17 protein-coding genes are annotated in these 17,424 nt (G+C 64.3%); 9 read left to right on the top strand and 8 right to left on the bottom strand.

All coding sequences use genetic code 11. The features are described 5' to 3' along the window. Positions 1 to 251: 251 nt before the first annotated feature. Positions 252 to 1,550 carry an O-acetylhomoserine aminocarboxypropyltransferase/cysteine synthase family protein gene (locus ACOZ4H_RS01830; RefSeq protein WP_424327706.1) on the top strand — a complete coding sequence of 433 codons (1,299 nt, stop codon included), beginning with the start codon at positions 252 to 254 and terminating at the stop codon, positions 1,548 to 1,550. Positions 1,551 to 1,829: 279 nt separating this feature from the next. Here the strand turns inward: ACOZ4H_RS01830 and serB are convergent, their stop codons facing one another. Both serB and ACOZ4H_RS01820 read right to left on the bottom strand, forming a co-directional pair. Beyond that, a complete protein-coding gene (serB, locus tag ACOZ4H_RS01825; RefSeq protein WP_424327705.1) occupies positions 1,830 to 2,492 on the bottom strand; it encodes a phosphoserine phosphatase SerB in 663 nt (220 codons plus the stop codon). A gap of 191 nt (positions 2,493 to 2,683) precedes the next feature. Then, positions 2,684 to 4,861, bottom strand: a complete 2,178-nt coding sequence (locus ACOZ4H_RS01820; RefSeq protein ID WP_424327704.1) for an ATP-dependent DNA helicase — start codon at positions 4,859 to 4,861, stop codon at positions 2,684 to 2,686. A gap of 76 nt (positions 4,862 to 4,937) precedes the next feature. Between ACOZ4H_RS01820 and ACOZ4H_RS01815 the strand changes: the two genes are divergently transcribed. Continuing rightward, complete coding sequence (locus ACOZ4H_RS01815) at positions 4,938 to 5,690, top strand: hypothetical protein (protein ID WP_424327703.1); 753 nt, start codon at positions 4,938 to 4,940, stop codon at positions 5,688 to 5,690. Here ACOZ4H_RS01815 and ACOZ4H_RS01810 read toward each other — a convergent pair. Continuing rightward, on the bottom strand, positions 5,669 to 6,640 hold the full coding sequence (locus ACOZ4H_RS01810; protein WP_424327702.1) for a cation diffusion facilitator family transporter: 972 nt from the start codon (positions 6,638 to 6,640) through the stop codon (positions 5,669 to 5,671). The two genes, ACOZ4H_RS01815 and ACOZ4H_RS01810, sit on opposite strands and share 22 nt — an antisense overlap. A gap of 66 nt (positions 6,641 to 6,706) precedes the next feature. Here ACOZ4H_RS01810 and ACOZ4H_RS01805 point away from each other — a divergent pair, with 66 nt between their 5' ends. Next, positions 6,707 to 7,216 (top strand): metallophosphoesterase, encoded by a 510-nt coding sequence (locus ACOZ4H_RS01805; protein ID WP_424327701.1) that lies wholly within the window; start codon positions 6,707 to 6,709, stop codon positions 7,214 to 7,216. 63 nt (positions 7,217 to 7,279) lie between these two features. Here the strand turns inward: ACOZ4H_RS01805 and ACOZ4H_RS01800 are convergent, their stop codons facing one another. Further along, positions 7,280 to 7,963 carry an ArsR/SmtB family transcription factor gene (locus ACOZ4H_RS01800; protein ID WP_424327700.1) on the bottom strand — a complete coding sequence of 228 codons (684 nt, stop codon included), beginning with the start codon at positions 7,961 to 7,963 and terminating at the stop codon, positions 7,280 to 7,282. 159 nt (positions 7,964 to 8,122) lie between these two features. Between ACOZ4H_RS01800 and ACOZ4H_RS01795 the strand changes: the two genes are divergently transcribed. Continuing rightward, positions 8,123 to 8,248: a hypothetical protein gene (locus ACOZ4H_RS01795; RefSeq protein ID WP_310894946.1), complete on the top strand. Its 126-nt coding sequence runs from the start codon at positions 8,123 to 8,125 to the stop codon at positions 8,246 to 8,248. A gap of 43 nt (positions 8,249 to 8,291) precedes the next feature. Further along, positions 8,292 to 9,383 carry an aminopeptidase gene (locus ACOZ4H_RS01790; protein ID WP_424327699.1) on the top strand — a complete coding sequence of 364 codons (1,092 nt, stop codon included), beginning with the start codon at positions 8,292 to 8,294 and terminating at the stop codon, positions 9,381 to 9,383. Positions 9,384 to 9,442: 59 nt separating this feature from the next. On the opposite strand, the gene ACOZ4H_RS01785 is transcribed toward ACOZ4H_RS01790, so the two are convergent. Further along, entirely contained in the window at positions 9,443 to 11,704 is a 2,262-nt protein-coding gene (locus tag ACOZ4H_RS01785) for a methyl-accepting chemotaxis protein (protein ID WP_424327698.1), read from the bottom strand. Positions 11,705 to 12,090: 386 nt separating this feature from the next. On the opposite strand from ACOZ4H_RS01785, the gene ACOZ4H_RS01780 reads away from it, so the two are divergent. Next, positions 12,091 to 12,465 carry a YccF domain-containing protein gene (locus tag ACOZ4H_RS01780; protein ID WP_424327697.1) on the top strand — a complete coding sequence of 125 codons (375 nt, stop codon included), beginning with the start codon at positions 12,091 to 12,093 and terminating at the stop codon, positions 12,463 to 12,465. A 3-nt stretch (positions 12,466 to 12,468) separates the two neighbouring features. On the opposite strand, the gene ACOZ4H_RS01775 is transcribed toward ACOZ4H_RS01780, so the two are convergent. Next, positions 12,469 to 12,984, bottom strand: coding sequence for a CNNM domain-containing protein (locus tag ACOZ4H_RS01775; protein WP_424327696.1), 516 nt, complete (start codon positions 12,982 to 12,984; stop codon positions 12,469 to 12,471). Between the two features lie 107 nt (positions 12,985 to 13,091). On the opposite strand from ACOZ4H_RS01775, the gene ACOZ4H_RS01770 reads away from it, so the two are divergent. Beyond that, positions 13,092 to 13,412 (top strand): DUF7577 domain-containing protein, encoded by a 321-nt coding sequence (locus ACOZ4H_RS01770; RefSeq protein WP_424327695.1) that lies wholly within the window; start codon positions 13,092 to 13,094, stop codon positions 13,410 to 13,412. Here the strand turns inward: ACOZ4H_RS01770 and ACOZ4H_RS01765 are convergent, their stop codons facing one another. Together ACOZ4H_RS01765 and ACOZ4H_RS01760 are read right to left on the bottom strand one after the other, a co-directional pair. Then, positions 13,413 to 14,252 carry a DUF1109 domain-containing protein gene (locus ACOZ4H_RS01765; protein WP_424327694.1) on the bottom strand — a complete coding sequence of 280 codons (840 nt, stop codon included), beginning with the start codon at positions 14,250 to 14,252 and terminating at the stop codon, positions 13,413 to 13,415. A 100-nt stretch (positions 14,253 to 14,352) separates the two neighbouring features. Next, the gene (locus tag ACOZ4H_RS01760) at positions 14,353 to 15,381 is read right to left on the bottom strand and encodes a radical SAM protein (RefSeq protein ID WP_424327693.1); all 1,029 of its coding nucleotides are present in this window, start codon (positions 15,379 to 15,381) and stop codon (positions 14,353 to 14,355) included. Between the two features lie 135 nt (positions 15,382 to 15,516). Here ACOZ4H_RS01760 and ACOZ4H_RS01755 point away from each other — a divergent pair, with 135 nt between their 5' ends. Then, positions 15,517 to 16,866, top strand: coding sequence for an MFS transporter (locus tag ACOZ4H_RS01755; protein WP_424327692.1), 1,350 nt, complete (start codon positions 15,517 to 15,519; stop codon positions 16,864 to 16,866). A 37-nt stretch (positions 16,867 to 16,903) separates the two neighbouring features. Then, on the top strand, positions 16,904 to 17,404 hold the full coding sequence (locus tag ACOZ4H_RS01750; protein ID WP_424327691.1) for a phosphate-starvation-inducible PsiE family protein: 501 nt from the start codon (positions 16,904 to 16,906) through the stop codon (positions 17,402 to 17,404). Positions 17,405 to 17,424: the final 20 nt, after the last annotated feature.

The raw sequence follows: 17,424 nt of genomic DNA, 5'->3' as shown, positions 1-17,424 counted from the left end.
TTGCGTCTGGAGATCACTGATGCAGGCCTGCCCTTCCCCGGGTCGCTTCGGGTGCGACGGTCGTCGCACCACTCGCTCCCGGCCGTCCGGGTGTTCGCGCGTTGTCTCGACAGCATTCCATCGACCTGTCCCCTGACTACCCATGGACGAATGTATTCGGTATTAGTGCGAAGAATCACCGCTATCTCGTAGCAGTGGCGGGGCTCACCGGTGTGGTCGTTATTAAGACCCATCAGGTGAAAGCGGAGTGTATGAGCGACGACCAAGACCACGGATTCGAAACCGACGCCTTGCACGTCGGCCAGGAAGAGCCAGACGCTGAAACCCGTTCCCGCGCGCCGCCACTGTACCAGACCACCTCCTACGTCTTCGAGGACGCGGAAGACGCGGCCCAGCAGTTCGCATTAGAGAAGCCGGGCCACATCTACTCGCGGCTGATGAACCCCACCGTCGGCATGCTACAAGAACGGCTGGCGGCGCTGGAGGGCGGCGTCGGCGCGGTCGCCACGGCCTCCGGGATGGCGTCGCTGAACCTGGCGACGTTCCTGCTCGCGGACGTCGGCGACAACGTCGTCACGGCGTCGTCACTGTACGGCGGGACCTACACCTACTACACCCACACCGCGCCGCGCAACGGCGTCGAAACCCGCTTCGTCGACACGCTCGACTACGACGCCTACGCCGACGCCATCGACGAAAACACGGCCTACGTCCACTGTGAGACCATCGGCAACCCGGCGCTCGTCACGCCCGACTTCGAGCGCCTGGCCGAGATCGCCCACGACCACGGCGTCCCCTTCTTCGTCGACAACACCTTCGCGACGCCGTATCTCTGTAACCCAATCGAGCACGGGGCCGACCTCGTCTGGAACTCCACGACGAAGTGGATTCACGGTCACGGCACCACTGTCGGCGGAATTCTCGTCGACGGTGGCTCCTTCCCGTGGGAAGAACACGCCGATAAATACCCCGAAATCGCCGGCGACAACCCCGCGTACCACGGCGTCAACTTCCGGGAGCGATTCGATGACGCGGCCTTCACCTACGCCGCCATCGCTCGTGGCCTCCGTGACCTGGGCTGCCAGCAGTCCCCCTTCGACGCGTGGCAGACGATGCAGGGCCTGGAGACGCTGCCCGCGCGGATGGACCGCCACTGCGACAACGCCATGGGCGTCGCCGAGTTCCTCGCCGACCACCCCGAGGTCTCGTGGGTCACCTACCCCGGCCTCGAAGACCACGAAACGCACGACACCGCCAGTGAGTACCTCGACGGCGGCTACGGCGGCATGATAACGTTCGGCCTCGAAGCGGGGTACGACGCCGCCCGAACGACCGTCGAATCGACGGAAATCGCGTCCCTACTCGCGAACGTCGGCGACGCGAAGACGCTCATCATCCACCCCGCCTCGACCACCCACCAGCAGCTCACTGACGAGGAGAAAGCCGCCGCCGGCGTCACTGACGACATGGTCCGACTCTCTGTCGGCACCGAATCCGTCGAGGATATCAAAGCCGACCTCGACCAGGCTATCGGCCGGGCAACCAACTAACCAAAGATACAGTATTCTGCGGAACATATCTGGACAAACGTACCAAAGCACTGCAATAATTAACCTATTCACTAGGTTTATTACGGGAGAGGGTCATGTATTCAATGAACCGTCGCCGGTAGCGAGCACGCGTCGGTTCACGCTCAACCATACTCTGTCATTGGTCCGACAACGAACGCTCGCATCCGTGGGGAGCGTGCCTCTCCCTGTTTTCGTTTTCTCTCCTGTCAACTGGTCTGTACCGTTACGGGACAGCGAGTGGCGAAAACGATGACTGCGCTACAGAATATCTTCGGCTTCCAGCAGCTCGTACAGTTCGTCCATCGTCTCGACTGACGTGTCACACGACGGCGCGACGGCCGGTTTCGGGTCGAAGCCGATCGCCAGGTTCGCGACTTCGAGCATCGGCAGGTCGTTGGCCCCGTCGCCGACGGCGACGGTCGTGTCCCGGTCCTCGCCGGTGACAGCGGTCACGACCTCCATCGCGTCGTCTTTCGTTCCGGAGATGAGCGGGCCGCGGACCTCGCCGGTGAGTTCCCCGTCTTTAACGAGCAGCCGGTTGGCCACGATGGCGTCGACCTCGACCCCCTCCGTTTCGAGTGCAGCCTCGACGCCGCGCTCGAACCCGCCGGTGAGGATAGCGACGTAGACGCCGGCGTCCCGCAAGGCTTTGATGACCTGAGCCGCGCCGGGGCGCAGGGCAACCTCGTCGAACGCTGCCTGGGCCTGCTCGTCCGAGAGGCCTTCGAGGAGCGCACACCGCTGGCGGAGGCTCTCGGCGTACTCGATTTCGTTGTTCATCGCGCGCTCGGTGATGTCGGCCATGTCCTCGGCCGTCCCGTTCTGGCTCCCGAGCAGGACCGTCATCTCCGAATCGGAGAGCGTCCCGTCGAAGTCGAAGGCGACTAGCATTGCCCGCGAGTTTCGTGTGGAGGGTTTCAAAACATCCGGTTTCGGGTCGGTCCTGGTTGCAGGCAGGTCACACCTCCCTCAGGGTTTTGGCGGCGGCCCGTCGTAGGCATCGGCATCCACTTTTTGTGCGTCGAGTTGCCTCGCTCGCAGGGCTCACTTCGGCAACCGCTTGCACAAAAACATGGGGAAAAAGCGGGTTCTCGCTACGCTCGAACCCGTACTCAGGGTTTTGGCGGCGGCCCGTCGTAGGCGTCCATGTCCTGATAGAAGTTGAGCAGCGAGAACTTGAGCTTCTCGGGGCCGATATCGACCATCTCGCGGCGCTCTTCTGGCGGAAAGGTGCCGCGGACGGCGTAGTCGTGCATCTCCATCTCGGCGGCCTCGGTGTAGCGCTTATCCAGCAGGATGCGCGCGCCGAAGTCCTCGGGCGAGCGGACCACGCGCCCGAGGGCCTGCCTGGTCTTGCGGACCGTGGGAATCTCGACGGCGTAGCGCCAGCCCGCGTCGTCCCCGTCATCGTCGAAGGCCACGTCGTAGGCGTCCTGGACGGCGTCCATGCGGTCGTCGAGATGGGGGTAGGGGACGCCGACGACCACAACCGTCCGGGCGTCGTCGCCGTCGTAGCTCACACCCTCTCCCAGCGTCCCCCACAGCGAAGTGTAGAGGACGCCGTTGTCGCCGTCGGTAAAGGCCTCTCGGAGGTCACGCGCCTGCGTGCCCGGTTCGTCCAGGTACCGGGTCGCGCTCACGGCGGTCATGTCGTGGTAGCGCTCGGCCTCGCTGTAGGAGGGACAGAACACGAGCGTGTTCCCGGGGGTAAAGCGAACGATGTCTTCGAGCGTGCGCGCGATGCGTTGCTGGGTCTGGGGATCGTCGCGTTCGCTGGAAAACAGCGCCGGGCCGTCGACGGCGTAGGTTCGGCGGCGCTCCTCGGGGAACTGCGCGCCGTAGGCCATCGTCACCGGGTCCTCGACGCCGACCACGTTTTCGGTCACGTCGAAGGGCCGCAACGTGGCGCTCATCAGCACCGCCGCGTGCAGGTCCTCGAACAGGTCGCGGGTGACCTCCTCGGGGATGCAGGTGTACAGTTCCGCGCGGCCGTACACCTCGTCGGTCGATTCGTCGCGGCGGACACTGACCACGGGGTACTGGCCGGTCTCGTCGGATTCGTCGAGCCAGTCGGCGATGAAGCCAGCAGCCTGCAAGGTCCGGCACTCCTTTCTGGTGTCCAGTTCCCCCTTTTTGAACGCCTCCTGATACCGTGCGTCCAAATCACGACCGAGTTCTAGCGCGCGGTCCAGTTCCTCGTGGAAGCCGGGGCCGGTGTACCCCTGAAGAAAAGCGAGCGTGAGGTCGTCTTTCCGGTCGTCGTTGGCGATGGTGATGTCGTCCCAGTGCTCGTCGACGACCTCGCGCTCGCCGAACCCGAAGGAGTCTTCGTAGGCCTCAACGAGGGCGTCCCGGAACGTCTCGATGACGTTGGCCGCGGCGTCGGTCCGGGCGTCTTCCTCGCCGTCGAGTTCCTCTATGGCCTGGTCGAGCGTGTTCTCGGTGAGCGTCCGCCGGGCGTGGTCACGGGCGGCCGACTCGACGTTGTGAGCCTCGTCGAAGACGGCGATGATGTCCTCGGGGTCGCGGCCGATCCAGTGGAAGAACTGCTCGCGGATGGTGGGGTCCAGCAGGTGGTGGTAGTTACAGACGACGAGGTCGACGCCGTCCATCCCCTCTTTCAGCAGTTCGTAGCCGCACAGTCCCTGCTGGTGGGCGTACTCGTACACGTCGTCGGGCGTCCGAACGTCGTCGAACAGCCACGCGTAGAACTCGCTGGTGTCGACGGTGAGGTTCCGGTAGTAGTGGTCGCAGGTCGACCGCTCGGTTTCGATCTCTTCGCGCTCGTCCTGCAGGTCCCGGAGCTCCTCGACGACGGCGTTGCGGGCTTCCATCGCTTCGCTGCTGCCCGCCTGGCCGTCCGAGAGCAGTTCCCCCTCGCGCTGTTCCAGCTCGGCGATGTCGCTCTCGACTTCGACCAGGTCACGGGTCGTGTCCCGCAGCGCCTGGCACTCCTCGTAGTCCACGTCGATGTGACACATCGACCCTTTTCCCCGGAAAACGACCGCTCGCAGTCGCTCCTGGTCGGTAATCGCTCTGGCGTCCTCGACGAACTGGCGCATCTGCTGATGGACGTTCGTCGTGATGACGACGGTCTTGCCCGTCTCGCGGGCGTGTTCCAGCGCGGGGACCAGCGATGCGAGCGTCTTGCCGGTCCCACACGCCCCTTCGAACAGCACGTCACGGCCCTCCTCGAGCGCGTCGTAGATCGTTCCCATCGCCTCCTGCTGATGGTCGTACGGCTCCTCGAAGGGGAAAAACCGCATGTAGCCGTCGTCCGTTGTTGCCACGTGCCCCGATTGGCCGTTCACCGGCAAAAGGGTTCGCCCCCACAGCTACTTGCCGCGAGCGCCCCTGCTGAAACACATGTGGCGCGTCACGCTCACCGTCGCTATTGCGCTTCTCGCGGGCTGTTCCGGCCTCTTTCCGGCCGGCCCGACGGCGAGCGACCCCGACCCGGTGACGCCGGCTCCAGTTCCCACTAGCTCGCCGGCCTCGACGGTGGCAGTCCCGACTAACAACGGGACGGTCGACGTGGATCGACTGCTGGACCGGCACGAGCGGGCCCTGGCGACCCGGAGCTTCCACCGTCACGTCGAACAGGCGGGGCCACAGAACACGCTCGACGTCTGGATAGACCGTGAGCGGGAGGTCCAGCGCGTCCGCCGGCGGTTCGGCCCGATATCCGACGATGTGGTCCTCGCCAACGGGACGGTGTACACCAACGTCCGGGACGACCCCGACACGCCGTACGCCACCACGCCCGCGACGCCGAACACGTCGCTGGTCGCCTCGCCGGCCGGAGTCGACCTGCTTCGACACCTCCTGTCGAATACCGAGTACCGGAAGCTGGATTCCGTCCGGCGGAACGGGCGGCCGGTCGCCGTTCTGACTGTGTCGGGCACGGGCGGGACACAGACTGGCGAGAACGGATCCAAAATCGGACGGTCCCGGCTGTACGTCGACCGACAAGGGGTAATCAGATACGTCGAACATACCGAGCGACGACCGGACCGGCCGGACATCGACATGTCGATGACGGTCGCGACCGACACCGAGCGCGTCCCGATTCCCTGGTGGCTCGAAGAGAGCGACCCCTACAGCTCCGGCTCGATGTAGACCTTTCTGATGTCGCCGTTGGTGTCCTGCATCGCCGATTCGAGGGTCGTTATCTCGTCATCCATCGACTCAGTATCGAGTGCCGGGTCGAACTGCAGGTCCGCGAAGACGATAATCTCGTTCGGGCCGAAATAGACCGTTCGGAAGCCGACAATCTCCGTTACGTGCTCGTTCTGCATGATGATCTCACGGAGACGCTGTTCCTCGTCCGTCGGGAGGCTTTCCCCCAGCAGGAGACGCTTGTTCTCCCAGGCCAGCGCCAGGGCGAAGCCCATCAGCATAATCCCGATGAGCAGCGCTGAGATCCGGTCGAAAAACGGGTTGCCGGTCTGCTGTTCGAGGAACAGGCCGACCAGCGCGATGACGATACCCGCGAGCGCGATGGTGTCCTCAGTGAGCGCGGTTAGCGTCGTCACGTCACTGGTCTTGCGGAACGCCTCGCGGTAGCCCGACCAGTCGTTCCGGTCGATCTGGCGTTTCATTTCGGCGCGGGCCTTTATCAGCGCGTACGTCTCGAACACGAACGCGCCGACGAGGACGGTGTAGTTGACCCACAGCGGGTCCAGCCACGCCGGCGGCTGGAAGGAAAAAAACAGGAACTCGACTGCCTCCCCGGCGTGTCCACCGCCGCCATGCCCCCCCGCGGTCAACTGATTGTAGCCGTGTTTCGCGCTCTCCCAGCCGGCGATACCGAACAGGAACACGGAGACGAGAAAGCTGTAGAAGAACTGCGCCTTGCCGTAGCCAAAGGGGTGGCGTCTGTTGCGCTCCCGCTCACTGAACCGAATCCCGATGAGCAGGAACACCTGATTTCCGGTGTCAGAGATGCTGTGGTACGTCTCCGACAGCATCGCGGCACTCCCAGTCAAGAGGAAGCCGAAGAACTTCAGGATCGCAATCGCGCCGTTGGCTATCAGTGCGGCGATAACGACTGATTTGCTTCCTGCCATTATTTTTCCGTCACATCCATTACGCAAAATGCTTCTGGATTTATACCTGGCTCCACTACCAGCGGTATGCTCGCTGCAATCTCAGACACCCATGGGACCGACGACCATCGACTGACAGGCCGGACACTCGATGCCGTCCGCGAGGCCGACCACGTTCTCCATGCGGGCGATTTCATGACCGAACAGGTCCTCGATGCCATCGACGCCGAGTGTGAGAGGCTGACCGGGGTCGTCGGGAACAACGACAGACCGGCGGTCCGCGCCCGGCTCCCCGACGTTGCGACTGTCTCCTGGGAGGGACTGACAATCGTCGTTGTGCACGGCCACGAGCACACCGAAACCGCCCTCGGGATGCTGGCTCGGCAGGAAAACGCCGACATCGTCGTCGTCGGTCACTCACACAAACCCGTACTGACTGACTTCGGCGGCTGGACGCTGGTCAACCCCGGCAGTTACGCGGACCCGCGGCGCTATCAGCCGGCCCACGCGGAACTGGATGTCATGGCTGGCGACGTTCGCGTCCGTCTCCGCTCCCCGGACGGCACGCCGATCTCGACTACTATCGTCGAACGGTAAGTGTACCGCAGAGACGGTTCTGTTCGATTCTATGTATCTTGGAACAAATGCAATCCCAGGCAGCTACTGGCGCATGTACCACAGCGCCGCCATGCCTGCAATGACGAACGCGCCGCCGGCGAAGAACGCCAGCCCTGGCGGTATCGCGGCGGCAGCGGCCTCGGCACCGCCCTGTGCGGCGGTGTCGAGCGCGCCCGCAGTGGCCTCAAGGCCCCCGTCGGTCACGGTTGCGTTCTCGGCGTAAAAACTCGGATCCCGGGTCCCGGTGTCCGCACTCCCGGACGACACTGTCGGGCCACCGAACAGTGACCCCAGCCCGCTCCCGAACACCTGCTGGACCAGCAGGCTGGCGAAGCCGATGATCGCGAGACCGCCGATAATGTTCGCCAGTGCCGCCCGCAGCCCCGATGTCTCCTGTTCGTCACCGGCACAGATAACGAGTGGCTGGTTGGCCGGCGCGAACACGTCCATCTCGCGTCCCTTCTCGGAGTACGCCGTATCGACGACCTCGACCGCACCGGCGTTCTCGAGTTTCTTCAGATGATACTGCGCGTTTTGTAGCGAGGTATCCACCCGGTCGGCCAGCTCGGACGGCGGCGCTGGCTCCTTGTTCAGCTCTGACAGTAAGTTACGCGCTGTCTCTGCCGAGAGTGCCGACAGCACGTCGTCCGCATCATCACTGTCGACACCAATGACTCGGGGTTCGGCGTCCGGGGTCGCCGGGTCCCGAGAAGGCAGCAACGACATGCTTGCCCGTATGTTCTATGGGATTATGAGTCTTTGCCAAAGTTCAGTGCTCGTTGTAGCTATCGGTCAAACCCGTATTTTACCCTTCAAAATCGCCAGGTAGACGCCCGAAGGCACGGCTCCCGAAAGGACTTTCTTGTCGGCTGGACAATTGTCAATATGGCTGACCCGCTCACTTACGCGCTCCTCGCTGCCGTGCTCCTGTTTTTCTTTTTCATGTATCTGATGCTCCGGCGGACGTTCCAGGGGTTCAAAGAGGGCTTCCAGCAGAGCAAGAAGAAGTAGCCGGGAGGGCAACGGTTAGGGGCCGCCGGCGGTGCCTATCTGTATGGACCCACGTATTCGCGAACACGCGGAGGTCATCGTCGACCACTCTATCGACCTGAGCGAAGGCGATAACCTCGTTATCGACGCCCATCCGCAGGCCGAGAACCTCGTCGTCGCGCTGCACGAGTTCGCCGCCGACCGTGGCGCGAACCCGCTCGTCGTGCAGGACCGCCTCGGCGAGCGGTTCCGCCGCGCCTTTCTCCGCAATCGGGACGAGTTCGAGACGCCGAGCCATATCGAGGCGCTGTACGAGGAGATGGACGCGTACATCGCGATCAAGGGTAGCGACAACGTCACCGAGACCAGCGACGTCGACCCCGAGACGACGGCCGCCTACCAGCAGTCCCAGCAGCCGCTTCTGAACGAACGGCTCTCGAAGACCTGGTGTCTCACGCAGTACCCCGCGCCCGCCAACGCCCAGCTCGCCCAGACCTCCACGGAGGGGTACGAGAACTTCGTCTGGGACGCCGTCCTCAAGGACTGGGACGCCGTCCGCGAGCACCAGGCGCAGATGGTCGAGGTGCTCGACCCCGCCGACGAAGTCCGCATCGTCTCCGGGGAGACGACGGACGTGACGATGTCTATCGCCGGTAACGAGACGCTTAACGACTACGGCGAGAAGAACCTCCCCGGCGGCGAGGTGTTCACCGCACCGGTCCCCGACAGCGTCGAGGGTGAGGTGCTGTTCGACAAGCCGCTGTACCACCAGGGCCGGGAGGTGACCGACGTCAGCCTCCGGTTCGAAGACGGCGAGGTCGTCGAGCACAGCGCCGGCAAGAACGAGGACCTCCTGAGCGAAGTCCTGTCGACTGACGGGGGCGCAAGCCGACTCGGCGAACTCGGCATCGGGATGAACCGCGACATCGACCAGTTCTCCTACAACATGCTGTTCGATGAAAAGATGGGCGACACCGTTCATATGGCGGTAGGAAGAGCCTACGAGGAGACTGTCGGCGAGGACAACGAACAGAACGAGTCGGCAGTCCACGTGGACATGATCGTCGACATGAGCGAGGACTCCTTTATCGAGGTCGACGGTGACATCGTCCAGCGAAACGGGACATTCGTCTTCGAAGACGGGTTCGAGGGCTGAGTACCGACCGCGAACGGAGTGAGTGGTCGGCCTTCTTCTGAGTCTCTTGAGGCGAGGACTCAGTCGTCGTCTGCCGCTTCAGCTTTTCCGCGGTCGTCGGCTGTCGTGTCGAACATCTCGGTGTCGCCGTGGACCGAGTCGCCTTCCTTGACGGCGAACGTTTCGAGTACCGCCCCGAGGTCGTCGGCACGCTCTGAGAGCTGTGTAACGGCGGTCTCGACGCTATCGACGGCCGCGACTTGCTCGGTCGCCGCGTCGGCGACGGCGGTCGCCTCGGTCGCCGTCGCGTCGCCGATGTCGCCGACCTCCTCGACCATCGAGACGACTTCCTGCGTGGACGCCGCCTGTTCGTCGGTCGCCCTGTCAATCTCCCGCATCCCCGTGGTCGCGTCCTCGATGTCGTCGACGATGCCGTCGAACGCCGCCAGCGCCTCGCCGACGGTCTCGGTCCCGGTGGCGACCTTCGACTGAGTGGCGTGCATCTCGTCGACGGTGCGTTCGACCTGTTCGCGCATCTCCCCGATAGCAGTCTCGATGTCGTCGGTCGCGGCGACCGTTTCGTCTGCGAGAGCCTTCACCTCGTCGGCGACAACGGCGAACCCGTCGCCCTCACCGCTGGTCTCGGCACGGGCGGCTTCGATGTTCGCGTTCAGCGCGAGCATCGTCGTCTGGTCCGCGATGTCCGTGATGAGGTCGGTTACGGCTTCGACCTCACCCATCAGCGCGCCGAGTTCCTCGACCTGAACGACGGTCTCTCCGGTCGAGGTCTCGATTTCGTCGAGGGCCGTCGCTGCACGCTGGGCCGCCGCGCGCCCGTCCTGCGACCGGTCGAGCGCCTCGTCGGCGCGGTCCCTGACAGTGTCGGCGGCGGTCGATACCTCTTCGACGGTGGCAGAGAGGTCTTCCAGTTCCGCCAGAACGGTATCGAGCTTCGCCGACTGGGCCTCCGCGCCGTCGGCCATCTCCGTCGCCGAGTCCTTGACACCGGTGCTGCGGTCGTGGACCGCGGCGACGTTCTCGGAGACGGTCCCGCTGGCGGCCTGGACCGACTCACTGAATGCCCGGACCTCGCGCATGGTGTCCTCCCACTCGTCGAGCATCGCGTTGTACGTCGTCGCGATGTGGGTCATCGACTCGTTGTCCGCGTCTGTCGCCATCCGCGCCGTCAGATCGCCGTCGGCGCAGGCGTCCATGACGTCACCGTAGGCCGCGGCGCGGGCCTGCAGTTGCTCACTGAGTTCCAGCGCGTCCTCGCGAGCCGATTCGGCTTCCCGCTTGGCCGATTCCGCCTCGCTCCTCGCTGACTCGGCGCTTTCCCTGGCCCGTTCGGCGTCGGCAATCTGCTCCCGCAGGGACCGACGCATCTCGTCGAACGCGTCGAACAGCCGGCCGATCTCGTCGTCGCGGGCCGTGTCGAGCGTCACGTCGAGGTCGCCCGATTTCATCTCATCGGCCGTCTCGGCGAGGTCCGAGAGGGTCGTCGCCGACCGCTTCCCCATGCCGATGGTCACGCCCCCGAGGACGACCAGCGCGGACGCGAGCGTCAGGAGGAGGCTGGTCCCGATTTGGTTCCGCATGGCGTAGGCGCTCGACGCCGGCACCTGGGTCACGACAGTCCAGCGGACGCTATCGAGGTTCGTGTAGCCGTACACCGTTCCCGAGGACTGCTCGAACCCGTCCCCGTCGCCGCTCGCAAACGCTGTGGCCGTCGCCGAGGGGACGCTCTGGCCGACGACTGCTGATCCGTCCGGCCCGAGAATCGTCGTCTCACCGTCGGTCATCGATCCGCGGAATTCCTCGGTCCGAGCGGAGAGGTTCGCTTCGACGACGACGACGTGTTCGGTGTTTCGTGGGGGCGAACTGACGAACGCGAGAACGTTGTCGTTGGTCACCGGTGACTTGTAGGGCTCTTCCGGCACAACGACGGCCCCCGGCGTGTCGGTTTCGCTGTCGACTCCCGCCATTTCCGAGCCCCACGGTACACCCAGCTCGGCGAGTGTCTGCCCGCGGATCCCGTTCGCGGTGCTTGCCTCCACCGTCCCGTCCGACGCTTGGACGTAATGCACGGCGACGAACTCGGAGGTAAGGTCACTCGACTGCAGCAGGAGATAGTCCTTGATGACGCCCGGCTGTCCGTTCTGGAACTCCTTGACCGACGAGAGCGTTCGGGTCTGCCGGCGGAAACCGTCGACCCAGTTGTCGAGACCGTCCGCCTGTAACTCGGCGGTCGAGACGACCTGTGACTCGACGCGGCGGTCGAGCGTTCGCGTGGTGTCGACGTAGAACGCCGCTCCGATGCCGCCGGCGACCAGTACTGCCACTAGTACGGCCGCGAGAAACTTCCTGACGAATCGTTTCCGGATAGCATCCGGGACGAACCGTGAAACCTGGAACCGGGACGGACGAAAGCATTGGCTCACCATTCGTCCGCCGGTTTCTAATTATCATACAAAAAGCTGCCACATATATAGAATTACTGACTGAGGTATATACGAACATACTGACCTGGTAACGGCATTTTCAGACGATCTGTTGGACGATATAGTTACTCCATTTTCGATACCTGTCCGTGAATATATCATCTGCTACGCGTCGGGTATCACCGCTGATACTGACCTGGGAGACACCCGACAGTGTGGGTATACCTATGATGACGCGTCCCGCCACCGAACCGGAAACTTATGCCGGCAGGTATGGTAGCTCCTGTATGAGTGAACAGCGGTCCCTCCTCGTCCGGGCGGTGTGGTTCCTGCTTGCCGGCTGGTGGGTGACCGGCATCTGGCTCTCGGTCGCGTGGTTCCTGAACGTCACGATCATCGGCATTCCCCTGGGCATCAAGATGATAAACAGGGTACCGCTCGTGCTGACGCTCAAGCGACGCGACCGGCTCGTCACGGAGAGCGACGGCGGCTCGCAGTACTCACTGCTCGTCCGCGCCGTCTGGTTCATCTTCGTCGGCTGGTGGGCCAGCGGCGTCTGGACCGGCGTCGCGTACGCGCTATCGGTGACAATTGTCGGCCTGCCGCTGGCCATCTGGATGTACAACAAACTGCCGTTCGTCGTCTCGCTGTACCAGTACTGACGGTCAGTCCAGGTACGGCTTTTCGATGTCGGTTTCGACGGGAATGAGGGCGTTTATCCGGCTTGTAATCCCGTCAAACAAGGTGATAAGCGGGGAGAGGACCCGCTCGACGATCCGGACCGGTGATGCGACAGTCAGTGCCCATTTCTGTGCGTTGCCGAGGCCGAACGCCTTCGGCACGATCTCGCCGAAAATCAGGATGAGGAAGCTGGTGACGACCGTGGTTGCAACGACCGCCGGCCCCGGGGAGAGATAGCTCGCGACGAGGACGGTGATGATGCTCGAAATCGCGATGTTGACGATGTTGTTGCCGACTAGCAGCGTCACCAACAGGCGGTGTGGGTTGTCGTACAGTTCCTCCAGCACCTTGGCCTGTCGGTCGCCCGTCGCCGCCTGTTGTGCTATCCAGTCCTTCTGTAGCGAGAACACCGCGATTTCCGAGCTCGAAAAGAACGCGCTCAACCCGAGGAGCAAGACCACGGCGAGCCCGCCACCGACTGCCACGATAGGGTCACTCACAGCCTGTCTTCAGCGAGACGGGACAAGAAGGCGTCGACGCGGCCTGACGGCCCGCAATCCGACGGATGCGGCGAAGGATACTCGACGTTCCAGCCCATTGTGACCGTATGTCACTCGGCCAGGTGGAACTGGCGTTGCGCGTCATCGCTGGCCTGTTCGTCATTGTCGCGCCGACGCTGCTGTTTCTGGGGCTGTGGCGCGGCCTCGAAGCGATGCGTGACGACGAACTCATCCAGCAGGCCCACCAGCGCGCCGAGATGGGGGACCAGTCGCCGGCCGGAGCCGACTGGCCGGTCGACGCGCTCACCGACGACGAGGCGTCACCGCTGTCGGAGACCAATATGTCGGTCGTGACCTGTGGCACCTGCGGTACGCCGAACATGCAAGACGCCTCCTACTGTCAGGAGTGTCTCACAGAGCTGGAGTAGTCAGTCTAATCTGTCGCTGTCGCCGACCTGAACCGCTATCGTCGGCTCGCCCCGCTCGGCGCTGCAATCGATACCCCGCTCAACGGCGAAGGTCACCTGTTCCGTCCGGTTCGTATCCAGCCGAAACTCTCCCGTAATCGCGTATGACCTGGTGGTCGACCCGGCAATCGTGTCGTCGTCCCAGTCCCTGTCGACGCTCACCCACATGTCCTCCCGAGGGTTGTCCGCGGGTCCAACCAGACAGCCAGAGAGGGACGGGAGGTCGAGTGCCCGCAGGAACGGCGACGGGTTCGAGGCGGTGACTGCTCCGATCTGCTTGCTGACGGGCGGGAACCCGCCCGATCCCTGCTCCGTTTCCGGTACCGACACGGTGACCGATTCGTTCGTCTGCACGTCGTAGGTCACCCCGCCGCTGAGCGCGTCGGCCCCCACGAGCAGGACGCTCACGACGAGGAGGCCCCCGAGCGCGTACCCGGCGGTGCGACGCGACGGCGTCGGAACCCCTGCCCGAAGCGCGTAGCCGAGGCCGACGAACAGCCCCGCGGACGCGGCGAGCAACAGGAATATCCCCGTTTCGCCCGGCGAATACCGAACGACGACGTAGCCGACGAACACGACGTAGGTCACGCCACTGAGAGCGAAGGCTACGACATCCAGTACGTCCCGTTCGAGGGTCACGCCGGCCACGAAGAACGCGATAAAGCCCAGCAACAGCAGCGCCGCTTTCACTGTTATCGAGAGATCGAACACGACGTCCCGGACAAAATACAGGAGCGCCGCCGCGGCGAACAGAACACCGAGTGCGTACAGGAGTTTGCCACTGTCAATAGCCAGGCGCATGGAGGGTCACTGGCATTTCTCTTAGCTGATAAATAAAGCCACGGCCGGACAGCACAGGCCCGTGAACCGCGGAAATCGGGGATCCAACCGTATTTAGGCTCTAATCGTCAGCCGTCGCCCGTCCGGCGTCAGCACCGTTGGACAGCGGCGTCCGCTCGACGACCGTCCCGTCGTAGGTCGGGTACTGCTCGACGATCTCGCCCTTCTCGACATCGCCTTCTTCGACCATCTCTTCGAGCAGCCACCAGGCGAGTTCGACGTGGTCGGATTTGACTGTGTAGTACTCCTCGGGGACGCCGAGGGCTTCGAGTCGGGCCTCGGAGGTCCAGGCCTTCCCGTAGACGAGCGTCCCGTCGTCGGTCACGTCGTCGAACGGGCGGCGGATGTTGCGGGCCATCCGCTTGAGCCGCGAGCGGTGCTGGGCGGCGTCTTTGAACACGCTCGTACAGAAGTACACCTTCTCGTGGTCGCCCATCTTCTCCAGGATGTCGTGGGACCCCTCGACGGCGCTCATGTGGTCGTCTTTCAGTTCGAAGCCCTCCTCCTGCATCCGGCGGTAGTTCCCGTCGGACATCTCGAACTCGTTGATGTTACAGAAGTCGGCCGCGCCCTCGTCGAGGAACTCGAGGAACTCCTCCTCGGCGCGGATGCCGGGAATCTCGAAGGCCGGGGTCAGCCCCTCCTCGCGGGCGATGTAGAGGATGTCCTCCCACTCGGTCCCGTGGAGGTCGCCCCACTGTTCCAGAGGCGGGTGGAAGCGAATCTCGTCGAGGCCGGCCTCCGAGAGGCGGCGCATGTTCTCGCGGCCGCCGGGGATACCGGTGTAGAGGTGCGTGTGGTGGTCCTCGCCGAACTCGTCTTTCAGCAGTTCCAGGTAGTGACAGGTCCGGTCGAGCACTTCCTGGGGTTCGCCACCCGTGATCGACGTACCGAGCGCGCTCATGCGCTTGGCCTCCTCGATGACGTCCGCGTCGTCCTCGATAGGACGCTCGTTGGCGTACATCTGGGTGACGTTCTTGCGGTTCTCCCCGAGGGGACAGTAGAAGCAGTCTCGCTGGTCGCAGTAGCCGTAGACGAACAGCACCATCTTGCCGCCTTTGGCGCACTGTTCGCAGCCCTCGGAAATCATTGTCTCTAGCCACCACTCCCAGCGGGAAAAAGCGTGCGCATCGGGCCTGGCGTGGGACGGGACGGCATGGACGGGGTCCGCACGGTGCGCACGTTCCCCAGCGTCCTTATCCGGCTTCCCGACGCAGAGGCTGGTATGACAGATTCCGGGACCGGAATTACCGGGTCCCGCCGCCGTCGCGGCCTCGCTGTGGTCTTCTTCGTCGTCTTCCTGGACCTGCTGGGCTTCGGCATCATCATCCCCATCCTCCCGTACTACACGCGCACGTTCCCGGGCGGGACGGAGTTCGTTATCGGACTGCTTGCGGCTTCGTACTCCGCGATGCAGTTCGTCTTCGCGCCGCTGCTCGGTTCGCTGTCGGACCGCGTCGGCCGCCGCCCGGTGCTGGTGGTGTCACTGTGTGGCTCCGTCGTTGCCTGGACCGTGTTCGGCCTGGCCGACGCGCTGTGGCTGCTGTTCCTGTCCCGGATGCTGGCCGGCGCGATGGGTGGCAACCTCTCGACGGCGCAGGCCTACGTCGCCGACGTGACGCCGCCGGAACGCCGGGCTGCGGCCCTGGGGTTCATCGGGGCCGCGTTCGGCCTCGGGTTCATCTTCGGCCCCGGCATCGGCGCGGTGTTGAGCTTCGACGCCACGGTGGCCGCGGTCGACGGTCTCTTGCCGGCGGCTGTGCCCATCTCCCGGTTCTCGCTCCCGAGCTTCGCCGCCGCGGCCGCGAGTCTGGCCGGTGTGCTCGTCGCTCTGCTGTTCCTCCCCGAGTCCAGGACCGTCGCCGAATCCGCGGCCGCGACCGCGACAGAGCGTACCTCGTCGATTACCCAGCTCCGCGCGGCGGTGGCGACCCCGGGTCTCCGGCCGCTGCTGCTGGCCTTTTTCCTCGTCTCCTTCGCCTTCTCCGGCGTGCAGGTGATGTTCGTTCCCTACGTCGCTGATATCTACGGCTACACGGCCGCCCAGAGCGCGCTCCTGTTGACATATATCGGCGTCGTCGCAGTCATCACGCAGGGGGTCCTCGTCGGCCGCCTTTCGGCCCGCTACAGCCCGGTCCGGCTCTCGCTGTTCGGGACCGCGCTGCTCGTCGTCGGTGTCGGCGCGATCCCGGCTTCGCGGGCCATCGGGTCGGTTCTCCCCGACTTGACCGCACTTGCCCCGTTCCTCACTGCCGACCTGCTCGGCCTCTTGCTCGTGTTGACGCTGTTACCGCTTGGCAACGGCATCCTCTCGGTGACGCTGACGGCGCTCGTGTCCCAGCGGGCCAGCGCCGCGGTTCAGGGGAGCGCCTTCGGCATCACGCAGGGCGCCGGCAGTCTCGCCCGGACCGTCGGCCCGCCGGTCATGGGTGGGCTGTACTTCGCCGTCGGCTACTGGTCGCCGTTTGTCGCCGGGAGCGTGCTGTTGCTCCCGGTCCTGTGGCTCGTCTCCCGACTGGGCGTGACACAGGAAGCTTACGAGCCCCGGCCGGCGGACCCGGGCCACGCCAGATAGGGACCGCTTTGAATGGGCTGGGGTTCGTTTCGTGTGTATGGATGACGAGGAGTCCGACCCCGTGGGCGGGCCACTGCCGGCAGCGGAGTCGTTCGACGACAGGGTGTTGGGGGTCAGCGAGTCGCTCATCCGGTACGTCGAAGTCGTCGCAGCACTGGTGCTGGTCCTCCTCTTTGCCATCGGCGTCTTCGACCTGACCCTCCAGATATTCCAGAGCGCGCTCCGCGGCGACATCACCGACCCGCTGGTCGTCGTCGGCTTCATCGACACGGCCCTGCTCCTCTTCATTATCGTCGAGGTATACCAGACCGTCGTTGCGTACACGCAGGAAAGCGAGACGCGCCGCATCGTCCGTCTGGTGATCTACACGGGTGTCATCGCGATGGTCCGGAAGGCTATCATCTTCCGCACCGGTGAGTACAGCTCCGAACAGGCCGCGCTCACCGCCGCAGCGGCGTACACGCTCATCATTCTGGGGCTCGCCGCGCTGTTGCTCGTCGAGCGGCGGACCCGCGGGACGCTGCATGAATCAGGGTGAGGCGGTCCCGAAAGAAGTTA

It is taken from the genome of Haloarcula amylolytica (assembly GCF_049705545.1).
Taxonomy (GTDB): Archaea; Halobacteriota; Halobacteria; order Halobacteriales; family Haloarculaceae; genus Haloarcula; species Haloarcula amylolytica_B.
This window is presented reverse-complemented; position numbering and strand designations above follow the sequence as displayed.

Coding starts and splice junctions, on each gene's coding strand:
- ACOZ4H_RS01830 (WP_424327706.1), top strand. CDS start 252: ATGAGCGACGACCAAGACCACGGATTCGAAACCGACGCCTTGCACGTC.
- ACOZ4H_RS01815 (WP_424327703.1), top strand. CDS start 4,938: ATGTGGCGCGTCACGCTCACCGTCGCTATTGCGCTTCTCGCGGGCTGT.
- ACOZ4H_RS01810 (WP_424327702.1), bottom strand. CDS start 6,640: ATGGCAGGAAGCAAATCAGTCGTTATCGCCGCACTGATAGCCAACGGC.
- ACOZ4H_RS01805 (WP_424327701.1), top strand. CDS start 6,707: ATGCTCGCTGCAATCTCAGACACCCATGGGACCGACGACCATCGACTG.
- ACOZ4H_RS01800 (WP_424327700.1), bottom strand. CDS start 7,963: ATGTCGTTGCTGCCTTCTCGGGACCCGGCGACCCCGGACGCCGAACCC.
- ACOZ4H_RS01795 (WP_310894946.1), top strand. CDS start 8,123: ATGGCTGACCCGCTCACTTACGCGCTCCTCGCTGCCGTGCTCCTGTTT.
- ACOZ4H_RS01790 (WP_424327699.1), top strand. CDS start 8,292: ATGGACCCACGTATTCGCGAACACGCGGAGGTCATCGTCGACCACTCT.
- ACOZ4H_RS01780 (WP_424327697.1), top strand. CDS start 12,091: ATGAGTGAACAGCGGTCCCTCCTCGTCCGGGCGGTGTGGTTCCTGCTT.
- ACOZ4H_RS01770 (WP_424327695.1), top strand. CDS start 13,092: ATGTCACTCGGCCAGGTGGAACTGGCGTTGCGCGTCATCGCTGGCCTG.
- ACOZ4H_RS01765 (WP_424327694.1), bottom strand. CDS start 14,252: ATGCGCCTGGCTATTGACAGTGGCAAACTCCTGTACGCACTCGGTGTT.
- ACOZ4H_RS01760 (WP_424327693.1), bottom strand. CDS start 15,381: ATGATTTCCGAGGGCTGCGAACAGTGCGCCAAAGGCGGCAAGATGGTG.
- ACOZ4H_RS01755 (WP_424327692.1), top strand. CDS start 15,517: ATGACAGATTCCGGGACCGGAATTACCGGGTCCCGCCGCCGTCGCGGC.
- ACOZ4H_RS01750 (WP_424327691.1), top strand. CDS start 16,904: ATGGATGACGAGGAGTCCGACCCCGTGGGCGGGCCACTGCCGGCAGCG.